Source organism: Flavobacterium sp., from assembly GCF_031411595.1.
In the GTDB taxonomy this organism is placed as follows: Bacteria; Bacteroidota; Bacteroidia; order Flavobacteriales; family Flavobacteriaceae; genus Flavobacterium.
The window spans coordinates 1-14,606 of record NZ_JANOBI010000055.1; the positions used below are offsets into that span (position 1 = coordinate 1).

Consider the following 14,606-nt stretch of genomic DNA (forward strand, 5'->3'; position numbering starts at 1 on the left):
TGTCCAAATTGTCCAAAAAGATTTTACCTGCGTTCGGTTTGACCAATCCCACAATCATATAAAAAGAAGTGGTTTTTCCTGCGCCATTTGGTCCAAGTAATCCGACGATTTCTCCTTGATTTACTTCAACGGAAATGCCTTTTACAACGCTTCTTCCTTTGTAGGTTTTTACTAAGTTTTCTGCTCTTAAAATCATTTTGTTTAATTGTTTAATCGTTTAATCGTTGATTTGTTTAATTGTTAAATCGTTGGTTTGTTTATTTAGGATTTATTCTGAATTTATTTCAGAAGCTAATCCTGCTGTTCGCTACTATCTTTCACGCCGAACAACGGCGCAAAAGGATAACCGCTGCCATCAGGGCTAGGGCTTTTCGTTGCCAATCAGCAACAATCTAAGAAGAAAAAAAACTATCAATAAACCATTTCTTTTTTCGCGTCGATATCGGTATGGCTGCCTCATTGCTCATGATAACCAAATCCGATTTGTCAATGCGCGTCACTTCATTCAAATTCACAATATAACTCTGATGACAGCGCGCAAATTGCTGTTCAGGCAACATCGATTCGTATTCTTTCAATGGTTTGGAAACCATGATTTTGCTGCCATTCTTAATGAAAAACTGTGTATACGAACCTTCGCCATGGCAATATAAAATATCGTTCATTTTGAGAATATGCAACCCTTCTTGCGTGCGCAAAAACAACTTATTGGCCTGGCCATTCATAGCCAAAGCAGTTGCTGTAAATTGTTCTGCATATTGACTTTGCTGAAATACTTTTTGTATCGCCATTTCAAGTTCTTCCTCATCGATGGGTTTCAATATATAATCGAGCGCGCCTAATCTTATAGCTCTAATTCCATAATCATCATAAGCAGTAATGAAAATGACTTTGGGTTTAGTTTTGAGTTTTTCATACAAAGTAAAACCATTGCCATCGCGAAGTTGAATGTCCAATAAAATCAAATCGGGTTGGGTGGCATCAGCCAAAATAACACCTTCATAAACAGAACTAGCTTCTCCTATAAAATTAACAGCATCCATGTTTTTGACCATGTTTACAATCATTTTTCGGATTAAATCTTCATCTTCAATGACTATCGTTCTTAGCATAATGTCAGATTAAAGGGTTTGAATATAAGGCATTCTTAGCACAACAACAGTTCCTGATTTCGCATTCGGGTTGTTGGTTATTTCGAGAAAATCGATTTTGTTTTTAGAATCTACAAGCGATTTCAAACGCTCAATAGTAATAGTCGTAGAAAGCGAAGTTTTGGTTTTATCAGTATTGTTTTTAGAAACTTCTATACCCGAACCATTGTCGGCAATTGTAAAACAGACAAAATCCGTATGTTTCTCAAAGGCAATTTTTAGTTCACCTTTATAATCAAGATTGGCAAAACCATGATAAATCGCATTTTCTACAAACGGTTGTATCATCAAAGGCGGAATGGAATTATTTTCTAAATCACTCATGTTTCCGGAAATCGTATAATCGAATTGGTTGCTGAATCGCATCTGCTGCAATTCTAAATAATTTTCAATCGATTCGATTTCATCTGCAAAAGGAACAAATTTCATCCGGCTGTGCTCCAAACTCAACCGAAGCAAGCGTGCGAATTTCGACAAATATTTGACCGCCAATTGATGCTGATTTTCATAAATCAAACTTTGCAAAGACGACAAAGCATTGAACACAAAATGCGGTTCCATTTGACTTCTAAGTAAGGTATCTTTGGTAATCAAAAGCTGTTTTTCGACTTGGAGTTTTTTATTGCGCTGTTGAAAATATAAGGATAGTCCAATCGCCACGATGAGCAGCAAAGCCAACACGATGATGAGTATCGCAATATTTTTTTGCGACAATTGATTTTCCACCAATTGATTCTTTTGATTCAAAAGATTGATGTGGTCTTCCTTGGCTTTCAAATCATATTTTTTGATAAAATCTTCTGTAGTAGCCAGCTGCTCATCCCTTGTGAACTCATCAAGTTCTTGACCGTAAAGATCAAAGTAAAAAGCTACTTTTTTAAAATCTCTTGTTTGGGTGTAATATTTTATTAACCGCTCCAAAGTTTGAATTCTATCATAGTCTAAAAGACGATTGTCCAAATATTCTTTTTCTAGAAAGACCATTAATGGTTTAGCAAGTGCTAGTTCGTGAAGTTCCAAATACACTAAGGAAAGATTGATCGCTTTATCTGTTTCAGAAGTTTCAGGATCAGCCTCGTATTCTTTTTTGAAATAAAATAGTGTTTGGTTTAGGTCCATTTTAGCATGATACACCGAAGCAAAATGATTGTAAACCAAGGGTAATAAGTCTTTTCTTTTGGTCAAAGCCAAACTTTCCGCTTTCTTAATATGAAATAAAGCAAGGTCGTATTTTTTGGTGTCTGTATATACGAGGGCTAAGTCTGAATTGGCAGTAATGATTCTTTCGTAATCATGATGTTTTTCTGCCAGTTCAATAGTTTTCCTAATATACTTTGTTGCCGTTTTGTAATCATTCAAAATCCTATTTACAGAGCCGTACCCTTCAAAAGCTGCTAACGAATATTTTTGACTAATAGTATCGGTCGTGAAGTACTTTTCTCCAAAATAGACAGCTTGTTTGTAATATTGTTTTGCGGTATTATAATTACTTGCATTATATTCTAAATAACCTTGAATGCTAATGCCGTCAATGAGCATCAGATAGTTATCACTTTCGTATTGTGACAGCGTTGGGATACTTTTTTTTAGATAGATTTCTGCTAACGAATCATTCCCTTTTTCATAATTAAATTTTGCCTGATAGTACGATAATTTAGCGTTAATTAAAGGATTCGTATTGCCTTTGTATTGATATAAAAGTGTTTCCACCTTTTTATGATAGTATGCTGTACTACATTTTCCTTTATGAAAAAATAGCCGATTCAAATCGTCATTTTTTTCGTTATTCAAAACAACGGTATTATTTTGACAACTTATAAAGGTTGATGTTAAAACAATATATATAATTAGTCTTAAACTCATTTTTATTTTGATTGACAGACAAATATATCTACGATTTTATTCATTTGCTAATTTGCACATTTTAGGTGTCCTACGAGTCATTTTTTAAAAACGCATTAATCTTGGCAAACGCTTTTAAAATGAAAGAAATAGCAGAACACTAAGAAATGTGTACAAAAGTGCTGATGTATATTTTTCTTGCAGTTATACTTCATTTCATTGCGAATTTAAAGTAATTCGGGTCGCATTTAAATTAGCAATTTATCCTTTATATATGTTGGTTAATTTTATACTGAATAGCAGTAAAAAAGTAAAATTAAACTACGAATAAAATGAAAAAAAAATACAAATTATCACAATTTTCAGATACAAAACAGCATGTAAACCCTCTGTTTTTTATTTCAATTGTGTTTGCATTATTTTTAATGAGTATACAGTCTTACTCGCAATGCAATACAGGAATTCAACTCAACGGAACGGCTTATACGCCCAATTATTCTGGAAATGAAGAGACGATTACGGATCTTCAAGAGCCTAACGGACACTATGCGAATGTGAATGTATTAGCCAATCGCTTTTATACTTTCTATGCTTATGAAGCCGGAAGTGCCTATAATGGCTATAAAGATTATATTACGATTACCGACGCATCTGGAACTGTTTTAGATTTTGGGCCTTCGCCTTTTATCTATAGATCGTGGGATTATAGTGGCGTAATTCGCTGCTATTATCATTCAAATTCGGCCTGTCAAACGAATAATATTGACAAAAGAATCCTGATGACAAGCGCAACATCACTGTGCATTTTTCCTGCTAATTTGAATGAAACCAACGTTACCAGTTCATCAGCAACGCTCCATTGGGACGAACAGAATCCGGTTCCTGACAATGGTTATCAGTATTATATTGTTTATGATAATACTTCGCCGCCAATGCCACCGGCTAATTCCGCATCATCTGGCGTTACAGGCTTTACTTTGAATACTTCGGTTACTTTAAATAATTTATCACCAAACCGACATTATTATTGGTGGGTGCGTTCGAGTTGTGGTTCTAAATATAGTGTTTGGGTTGAAGGTGGTAATTTTATAACACCGGCAATAGTTTGCAACCAACCCACAGGATTTGTAGTTAATAATGTAACCGCAAATTCAGCACTGTTTTCTTGGCAAGCACCGAGTCAGATTCCATCTGATGGGTACAATTTTGCATTCAATTTAACTGGAGCAACGCCCATAGTAGCGGATACTTTTTATCCATTAGCAACGAGTCAGTTTGTGTCTAATCTAGCCAGTAATACTACTTATTATTATTTTGTTCGATCCGATTGCGGCAATGTAGTGTCGTCGTGGGTTTTTGGTGGAAGTTTTACTACGCCTATAGGTTTTAATTGTAATGCTGCTACTTACGGATTGAAACCATCAGCTACTTATACACCTATTTGTACCGGTAGCCCTGAAACCATCGCTTCAGATTCTCGAGCCGGTGAATATGCTAATATCGCCATTCAATCGAATAAAGAATATACTTTCGCGAGTTCTATTGCAACCGATTATATCACTATTACCAACGAATCAGGAAGTGTACTTTATGCTACAGGAATAACACCATTAGTTTGGCAATCGGGATCGAATTCGGGAATTGTTCGCTATTTCCTACATGCCAATTCGTCTTGTGGAAACAATCAAACCAACCGTTCGCGAACCATTTCCTGCGCTCCTTCAGCGGGTTGTTTGCCACCAAGCAATCTAACCAGTTATAATGTTGGAAGTAATGTGGCCAGTATCAGTTGGACGGCTTCAGCATCCAATCCGACAGGTGGTTATGATGTTTATTTTAGCACTTCGAGCACGGCACCAACAGCAGGAACTACTCCCAATGGAAATATCAATGCCACGGCTGCAACGATTAATAATTTATCGCCAGCAACGACCTATTATTTTTGGGTGCGTTCGAATTGCGATGGTATGACTGGTACATGGGTTTCTGGCGGTAGTTTCACGACAACCGCTTTAACTTGTAATGCACCATCGAATATTATAAAATCGAATATCACCAGCAGTTCCGCTCAAATCAATTGGACTGCCGCTTCGCCAACGCCAAGTAATGGTTATCAATTGTATTACAGTACTGTTAATTCTGCACCGATAAGTTCAACCACACCAACGGCAACTTCAACAAATACCAATACAACGATTTCTAGTTTAACGAGTGTGACGACCTATTATATTTGGGTGCGTTCGAATTGCGGTGGTTCACAAAGTGCTTGGGTTTCCGGTGGTAATTTTACAACACTTGCCGCAGCATGCAACCCGCCATCGAATTTAATAAGCTCCGGTATCACGAGCAATACAGCACAAATCACATGGACAGCGGCTTCGCCAACACCAGCGCAATACGACGTGTACTTCAGTACCTCGAGTACTACACCAAATGCATCAACAACACCAGTCGGAAGCTTGGTTGGAGTAGCGGCAGACTTAATCAATTTAACCACAAGTACCACGTATTATTTTTGGGTACGTTCGAATTGTGGAGCAACAACCAGTACATGGATTTCCGGAGGAAGTTTCACAACAACAGCGCAAGGCGATTGCACCGAAGCCATTTACGGGCAATATCCGGACACGCAATTCACACCAACCTGCACTGGAAGTAACCAAATTATAGTTAGCGATGCTTATGCCAGCGAGTTTTGCTTTGTAGATGTTTACCCAAACAGAACTTACACGTTTACAAGTTCCGTTGCAACAGATCATATTACTATCGTTAGTGGCGATGAAAGCGTTGTTTATGCTCGAGGCACGACGCCATTAGTATGGCAATCGGGAGCTATTACGGATGTCGTTCGATATTTTATTCATACCAATGCCAGTTGTGGTGCTCAAAATGTCAATCGTGTCAAATCGGTCAAATGCACCAATACGCTAGCCGTACACGAAAATGAAGTCGAAGGTTTGCAAGTGTTTCCGAACCCAACGGTTTCTATACTGAATATCAAGCATATCTCAAAAATCGATACTGTCGAAATCACCAATTTGATCGGACAAAGTATACTCCAACAACAAATTCAAGCCACCGATGGTGTGATTAATTTAACCCATTATCCCTCCGGAATTTATTTGGTTAAAGTATCGGTCGGCAATACCAGTCAAACTTTCAAAATCATAAAAAACTAATGTAAATAAAGAAACCCATTCGGCATCGAGTGGGTTTTTTGTTTAGGAGCTAATCCTGCTATACGTTCCCAATCTTTTGCGCCACCCGAGCCTTGGCGAACTGACGAAGTAAACAACGGCACAAAAGGATTTCCACTACAAATGCGTAGCATTCATCGAACACCAATAAAAATATAAGCTAAGTGAGATAATCAGGGCTAGGGCATTCCCATAAAAATCAAATTCAATTTAATTATTTAAAATCTTTAAAAGATTTCTATATATTTGACACTCAAACTATTTTTATGAAAAAGCTATACATTTTTTTGGTGATTGCGTTGATTGGGTTTATTGGACATGCCCAAATCGTCAATATACCCGATGCGAATTTTAAGGCTAAGCTTTTGGCGGCCGATCACACACCACTCAGTGCTTTTGCGTTTGGCTTCGACCAGCAGGCTTTCAAGCTCGATGTCAATAATGATGGGGAAATACAAGTGAGTGAAGCTTTATTAGTGATGCAATTGAATATCGATCATAGTGCAATTTCAGATTTAACAGGAATTGAGAGTTTTGCCAATTTGATTGTATTGAATTGTAATAATAACCAACTGAGCAATCTCAATGTAAGTAATATACCATCAATAACACTCTTGCAATGTCAAAATAATCTGCTTTCTTCTTTAGATGTGAGTAGTTTACCTGGTCTCGGATATTTGAACTGTAGCGATAATCAACTCACCAGTTTGTTTATTAAGAATGGTAATAATGAATCAAATGGTTTGGGTTTTTCAAACAACCCGAATCTTCAATACATCTGTGCCGACGAAACACAACTGCAGACGATTTATAACAGAGTCACGCAATACGGTTATACGAATTGCATTTATGACTCCAATTGCAGTGCCAGTCCGGGAGGTACGTTCTATGCTATTCAAGGTGGTAACCGATATGATGCCAACAACAATGGTTGCGATGTTAGTGATGTTAGTATTCCTAATTTGAAATTGTTATTTTCTAATGGTTCAACGACAACCAATTTAATAAGTACTGCATCAGGGAGTTATCATTATGATGTGCAAGCCAGTACACAAACCTTTTCTCTAATCCCGGAAATCCCGGCTTATTTTAATGTTTCTCCAGCTTCGGCAACAGTAACTTTTCCAGCCGTAGCCAGCCCTTTTGTTCAGGATTTTTGTGTTACAGCTAATGGTGTGCATGATGATTTGGAGGTAACAGTATTTCCTATAAATACAGCGCGTCCCGGTTTTGATGCCCAATACAAAATTGTTTATAGAAACAAAGGAACAACAATTCAAAATGGCTCAATCAACCTTGCGTTTAATGATGCCGTTTTAGATTTTGTGAGTGCTAATCCAACAATAGCAAGTCAGCTAACCAATAGTTTGAGTTGGAGTTTTAGCGCACTGCAACCCTTTGAATCGAGAACGATTTTGGTAGTTTTGAATGTCAATTCACCAGTTGAAATCCCTGCAGTAAACTCCGGCGATGTATTGCATTATACCGCGACAATAACAGGCAATACTGATGAAACACCAACAGACAATATATCAGTCTTTAATCAAACCGTTTTAAATTCTTATGATCCCAACGATAAAACCTGTATCGAAGGACAAACCATAACCCCGGAATTGGTCGGAGAATATTTGCATTATGTGATTCGTTTCGAAAATGAAGGCACCACCAATGCACAAAATATTACAGTTAGGGACATGATTGATGGAAGCAAATTTGATATCAGCACCTTAGTTCCGTTGAGTTCCAGCGCAGCCTGCGTGACCAAAATCAGTAATGTGAATAAAGTAGAATTTGTTTTCGAGAACATCAACTTGCCTTTCGAAGCCGGATCCAATACAGGATATGTAACGTTTAAGATTAAAACAAAACCAGGTCTGACCGTGGGTAGCTCTTTCAGTAACTTAGCCAGTATCTTCTTCGATTTTAATGCACCAATAATTACCAATACCTATACAACTACCATTGCAACATTGGCAACCCAAGATTTCGATTTCGGAACTTACTTTAGTGTCTATCCAAATCCTGCTAAAAATGTTTTGAACATCGATGCTAAAACCACGATAAGCATGAAGTCGATCAATATTTTTAACATGCTAGGGCAAATGATTATGGCGGTTCCCAATGCGGAAAACGTTTCTTCAATCGATGTTTCTGATTTAAAAACCGGAACGTACTTTATCAAAATCAACAGTGATAAAGGAACAGCGAACACGAAGTTTATTAAAGAGTAGTAGTTTTTTTTAGAAGCTAATCCTGCTATCATTCCAATCTTTTTTATAACCCTCGCGAGGGTTATAAAAAAGGATTTTCCCTTCTATCAGGGCTAGGGCATTATCTTTCCAACAAAAACTGTAATGGAATATCCAACCGTTCTCGCCAAGCTGCTTCCGAATGGTCTTTTCCGGGAAAGAATTTTGTCATCCAGTTTTTCGACGAAAAGCCTTTATCCATCATAATTTGATTAGCACGCTTCTGTGAAGGATCATACAAACTATCCAAAGTCTGGTCACCATAATCAAAATAGATTTTGTGATTCTTTGGATTGGGTAGCTTTGTTTTCAAATACGCCATAAAAGCATCAGGAATCGGATTGTCGTTATTGCGGTAAATACCCGTCCAATGCGTCGACAAGCAAGCCGCACCACCAAACACTTTTGGGTATTCACAAATGGCATACAACGAAATCAAGCCACCCATACTAGAACCCGAAATAAAAGTCTGTTCTCCTTTTTTCGAAGTGCTGAAATGCGAATCAATAAAAGGTTTCAATTCGGTCACCAAAAATTTCAAATAAGCATCTGATATCGGATTAAATTCTATGTCGATTTTATGTTCCTTATTCAAAACATCTGAAACCATTTTCCGTTGCGTTGCGTCTAAAGTTTCAAAAGGTTTTTGAGGAAAATATTCAGGATGGCGTTTTTTATTGTTGTTCCAAATACCAACAACAATAAATTTTTGTGTTTTATTTTCAGCCATCAATTTCCCGGCAATGCGATCTACTTCCCAAGCCTGTTTGTTCCAAGTGGTTTCGGGATCAAACAGCATTTGTCCGTCGTGCATATACAACACCGCATACTTTTGCTTTTCCGAATAACCATCAGGCAACCATACATCAACATTTCGAGCATCAACAAATTGTGATTTGAAATTCGCAAAACGAATTACTTTTCCCGAAGTTACTTTCACATCTTGAGCATAAGCCAATGGAATTGTCATAAGCAATATCAATAGTGATTTTCTCATTGTCGTGTTAAACTAAAATGCCCTCTGAAAATACGCTGGTCTTCGAGCTCAATCACGTACCAATAATCCTCCGAAGGCAATTGGTGTCCGTGATAGTTTCCGTCCCAACCTTGATCGGCACCGAAAACTTCTTTGATGAATTTTCCATGGCGGTCAAAGATTCGTATTCTGGCATTTTTATTAAAATTATTACTGCTGCCTTTCAAATTCCACGTATCATTAATGCCATCGCCATCAGGTGTAAAAAACTTCGGAATGCCCAATACATATATTTCAACAGGGCCAACAACGCCGCAACCATTAATGTCTTTTACATACACTTGATGTATTCCGTACGGCACGTCATTAAACAAATTAGAATATTGAAAAGTATCAACACTATCAATACTGTAGACTAAAGTTCCACTACCAGTGGCAATGATTTCCACCGAATTGGATTCTGTTAAGTCATTAATATTAATAGCATCAATATGCGCCACATCAGAAGCAACAACATCAATGATTCTGGTTTTTAGACATCCTAAAGCGGTAGTCACATCAACTGTATAAGTTCCCGGAACATTCACATCGAGCGTATAATGCGTTGCGCCAGGAATGATGCTTCCATCGACATACCATTGAAAAGTATAATTCGAGATCGAGCTACCATCAACAATCGCGGCATCAATAGTCGTAAAAAATCCAGGGTCATTAGAGCAAATCAAGTTGCGTCCTATCAAAGTAATTTTAGGGGTAGGTTTGACTACAAAAGGAATGACAATACTAGCCGGACAGGTTAGGTTAATCGGGTTTTCTACAACAGCGGTTACGTTTTGCGAAGCAGTTATAAACGGATTTGGCAATGGACTTTGAATGGCTTGTGAATTACTGTTATAATATTTTACAACCATGCCGGTTTGACCGTTAAGTATTTGCGACTGTATTGTAGCGGTGTCAAAACCGTACATGCCATCTTGCAGAATCGGATTGGCTTCATCATCGCAAACCGAAAACAAACTGGTGTTTACAGGAAAAGCTTGTGGCAAAGCATCCACAATAAATTGAATGGTTTCCTCATCATAACAAGGGCCATTAGGATCGAATGTGATGGTGTTGGTTACTCGAACAGTAATCGTTTTAGTGGTATTGACAACAAACGGATTCGGCAACGGACTCGGCAACGGATTTCCTGATTGATCAAAATAAGTCACAGCCACATTGGTTTGTCCGTCTAAAATTACGGATTGAATTACGGAAGTATCAAAAGCAAAAATGCCATCCTGATTGTCGTCGCATTTTCTAATGATGTTACCATCGTTGTATTGATTTGCAATGGGCACCGTTTCGACATATAAAGTAACGAAAGGACCAAGTCCAAAACAGGCGTTGTCGGCAATACTTTCAATACGACACCAAATTTGTTGCTGGCTCGGATAATCTCTGTTTCTATAGTTGAAAATATTCTCAGCATCAGAAGGGTTTTGAGATATTTCTAAGTTGTTGCCCAAGTCATCCACTTCCATCGCGGCATCTTGAAAGTTTTTATAATACTTCACTCTATAAGCGGTACCTGCGGGCAATATTGCTGTAATAGCCGCAGTAACACTACTAAAATTGAAAGCAGTTATACCGTCATGATCATCGTTGTTGCTGTTGTTGTTTCCGTAGGCATCGAGAAAATCATCACATTTATAAAATTTACGATTAAAAGTCGGCGGTATTTGTGTGGCACTAACCGTCACATTGAGTTGGGCTATATTAAAACAACCGTGAATTAAATCCAGTACCCTTACCCAAACCGAAGTCGAATTGCTGAAATAACTCAAAGGATTATTGATAAAATCCGGGCTGGTTTCATCGCCTGCATTGGCTGCACTATAGGATTTGTAGTAGGTAAAAACACGATTGGCTACATTGGCAATGGCACTTTCTTTTTCTGTCAAATTGATTCTCGTAAAACCATCATTATCCGTATCACATTGCACCAATGTCATTGGAGAAACAACGACTGGTAAGGCATACAAAGCGAGTGTTACTTCGGCAGAAATTAAGTCGCAAATATTGCCGTTTTTTTGAAGGATGACGCGGTATTTATTACCATTAAATGAATAAGGCGGCGCAATAATTTGTAATGCATTGGTATTGCTTTGCGCGTAATTGGCATTGTCGACAATATTGGTCCAAACACCGCCAACCAATACTTGCCAACGATAGGAATCAATAGGATTGGTTTGAATCACAATGGCTGAATTTTGAAGTGTACAAAACGCAGCGATTGATGGTTGTGAAGTAATTATAATGGGCGCAGCGGTGGTATAGTTATTATTCGGCGCAGTATATCCAATAGCTGAAGTTACTAATCCATTGGCGTTTATTGTTGGTGGTGAATTTCCGAGTCTTCCATCGCCATTGGGATCGAGAAAACCAGCCTCGATGACATCGTTGCAACCATCGCCATCGCTGTCTAAGGAAAGGTAATTTCTAATGCCATCTGCATTGGAATCATTAATGGTGTAATTTAAAATGCCAGAATTGGCAGCCGTTTCGATAGCATTGTATAATCCGTTAGCTCCGAAAGTGGACGGTAATCCGTCAATTCTTCCGTTTAAATTTGTATCGGGGCTTCCGCTTGCTGCTTCTACTAAATCGAAAATTCCATCGTTATCACTATCCAAATCTAAAGAATTTGGAACGCCATCGCCATCAGTATCGGCTAGTTGAATTCCGTTTCCGAATGCATCATCCAACCCGTCCAGATTCGTGTCGGTATTGGAAGGCGTAAGTGTGCTATTTCCTATGGCTTCCGTTAGATCCGGAATACCGTCATTGTCGCTGTCTAAATCGAGCGCATCCGGAACACCATCTGAATCGGAATCTCTCGCAACACAGGTGGCCATTAATCGAAATGTAGCAGTATTATCAGCAGCATCAGACAGATTAATATGTTTGAAAGTAATCGTTGAAGTTCCGGCGGATTTGAATCTGAAGGTTCCTGTACCGGGTGTTAAAGCTACTGCGCTATTCATTCTGAAACGAATTTCATAAGAGGAATAACTGGTTACGCCGCTTTCATAGATGTCATCGTAATTGGTATCGATTAATATTTGGTCATTCGGATTGAGTACCGTGATGGTTTTATTAATATCGCACGTAATTACAAATTGCGCATTCGAGTCGGGCAGATCCGTCAGCAGTGCTGCATTGACATATTCTACCGATATATTATTTGGTGTAGAAAAGGTCTTTTGGAAAGTGACGGTATTGTTTTTTCCGATGGGCGTTCTGGTTATGAAATTACCATTCACAGCACCCGAAAAGGGGATTGGTAGCGGTGTTGTACTGCCGCCCGTTGTTACATTTATAGAAGCCATGTTCGATAAATCAATCGGCTGATCACCTAAAGATTCATTACAATTTGAAATACCGTCGTTATCAAAATCGGCATCAACGTTGTCGTTGGCTAAGTCATTATCGCCATTGGTTGGGCAAGAACTGATGGGAATTTCATCCGATGAAATGTTGTTGTTAGTGCAATTCGAAATCGCTGCTTTGACAAAATATTTACCGGGTTGCAATGGATTGTAGAAATTTTGGTTTGCACCGACAATTGGGTTTCCATTAAAATACCATTGAAAAACATCAAATGAACTTAAAGAATTCACCCGAAGTTCCGCATTCGGAATACAATTGTTTTGGGTGACATTGAGTAGATTGAATGTGATTTCAGGTTTGAAAATAAATCCAGAATAAAATCCACCGAAAGTAGCGGCGCCGTCAGTGGCATAAGCAGCCAGATAAAGTTCACCCGTAGAAAAAGCGCTTACATTGCCTGTTAATCCGGTAATCACATAAGTGTCATAGTTTTGTAAAGCTGTGGGAACGATGGTCGGTCCGGTAACAACAACATTCGGAATAGCGTTAAGTCCAGCCAAAGTATAGGGGACACCGTTGATTTGGAAATTTAGTGTAGCACCAGATTCCGTAATCATTGTCACTCTGCTTATATTATAAACCCTGCTGCCAATCTGATTGATTAATGGGATGTTATCGATAATCCTTGGTGTTTCACAACTCAATGGTGGAACGAAGAACATTTTTTGGTTCGCATAATCGGTCCTGCTGTCATCACCAATCGTTTGATAAGCAAATACATTTTGAGTAGTCTCTACATAAAGATTGCCCTGTGCATTAAACCGACTACCATCTAAAGCCACGTATTCTCCAGCATTGAGCAGATAATCATAAGCGCCGTTATTGCCATTCAAACGGACTTCCGTATTGTTAGTATGAGCAACAAGCAACACTTTTTCTACCACATTTTGACCGGTGCTTTTGATGAAAATATAATTTTTCCCGGTTTTTTCTACGGATACAATTTGATCGAAACCTAAGTCGAGGTTGTTGTCGGCGTTGGTTCCTGCGAAGGAGCCACAATTTAAAACAATAGGTTTGTCGGAAGTGACTAAAGATCCGATTAATCCATCTCGGTTGGGAATGAGTTGGTCAGCATCAAAAGGACTTGCCGGACCTTCAACTGCCATGACAAAACTTTGCCCGCTATTCAGCGTTATTGGAGCTGGTGTATTTCCGGCGGCGGCATTATTGATTAAAACCACACCAGGTTTGATATCGCTAAATTGAACCACGGTATTGTTTTCAGTTGCTAAAACGGAAACGAAAGTATAATGTCTTTGCCCAAACGAAAGTGTAGGTTCTGTATTTAATAAAGATCCTATTCTAAATTTTGTTCCTAATGCTGCTAGCCCTTTCGAAATTGTTGAACCTGATTGATTACCGTTTCCTGCAATAAGACGGGCCGATACATACACCAAATCATCGGCATCAATAATATATCCTTTGTTGCTGAGTATTGAATTTACATCACTTTTCTGTACCATCAGTTGTGTACTGGTACCATATCCACAATTAAAAACATAAGGAGCACTTTTAGAAACGGTGGCTGTAATGATTGTGCTTCCAAGTTGGATAATTCTAAAATTGATTGGATTGACACTTGGTGTTGAAATATACAGATACTGCTCTTGCGCACTACCTGAAGGGTCATTAGTTCCAGAAAATGGCGGAATATAATGGATCTTACTAAATTGGGCAAAACAGCCCATAGTAAAAAGTAGAAAAAATAGTAGGTATAGTTTTTTCATTCGATAAAATTAGGAAATAAAATACAAAT

At 38.3% G+C, this 14,606-nt stretch carries 7 protein-coding genes; 2 read left to right on the forward strand and 5 right to left on the reverse strand.

Translation table 11 applies throughout. The annotated features are described in order from the left end of the window. From RMO03_RS12925 to RMO03_RS12935, 3 genes are all read right to left on the reverse strand, one after another. On the reverse strand, positions 1 to 196 hold a 196-nt coding region (locus RMO03_RS12925), incomplete at its 3' end, for an ATP-binding cassette domain-containing protein (protein WP_309642522.1). 196 nt (positions 197 to 392) lie between these two features. After that, positions 393 to 1,112, reverse strand: a complete 720-nt coding sequence (locus RMO03_RS12930; RefSeq protein WP_309642523.1) for a LytTR family DNA-binding domain-containing protein — start codon at positions 1,110 to 1,112, stop codon at positions 393 to 395. 9 nt (positions 1,113 to 1,121) lie between these two features. Beyond that, positions 1,122 to 2,861: a histidine kinase gene (locus RMO03_RS12935; RefSeq protein WP_309642524.1), complete on the reverse strand. Its 1,740-nt coding sequence runs from the start codon at positions 2,859 to 2,861 to the stop codon at positions 1,122 to 1,124. A 557-nt stretch (positions 2,862 to 3,418) separates the two neighbouring features. On the opposite strand from RMO03_RS12935, the gene RMO03_RS12940 reads away from it, so the two are divergent. Then, complete coding sequence (locus RMO03_RS12940; protein WP_309642525.1) at positions 3,419 to 6,172, forward strand: fibronectin type III domain-containing protein; 2,754 nt, start codon at positions 3,419 to 3,421, stop codon at positions 6,170 to 6,172. A 284-nt stretch (positions 6,173 to 6,456) separates the two neighbouring features. Then, positions 6,457 to 8,421: a T9SS type A sorting domain-containing protein gene (locus RMO03_RS12945; RefSeq protein WP_309642526.1), complete on the forward strand. Its 1,965-nt coding sequence runs from the start codon at positions 6,457 to 6,459 to the stop codon at positions 8,419 to 8,421. 100 nt (positions 8,422 to 8,521) lie between these two features. Here the strand turns inward: RMO03_RS12945 and RMO03_RS12950 are convergent, their stop codons facing one another. Further along, positions 8,522 to 9,436, reverse strand: a complete 915-nt coding sequence (locus RMO03_RS12950; protein WP_309642527.1) for an alpha/beta hydrolase-fold protein — start codon at positions 9,434 to 9,436, stop codon at positions 8,522 to 8,524. After that, positions 9,433 to 14,577, reverse strand: coding sequence for a T9SS type B sorting domain-containing protein (locus RMO03_RS12955; RefSeq protein ID WP_309642528.1), 5,145 nt, complete (start codon positions 14,575 to 14,577; stop codon positions 9,433 to 9,435). The genes RMO03_RS12950 and RMO03_RS12955 overlap by 4 nt, the downstream gene beginning before the upstream one ends. Positions 14,578 to 14,606: the final 29 nt, after the last annotated feature.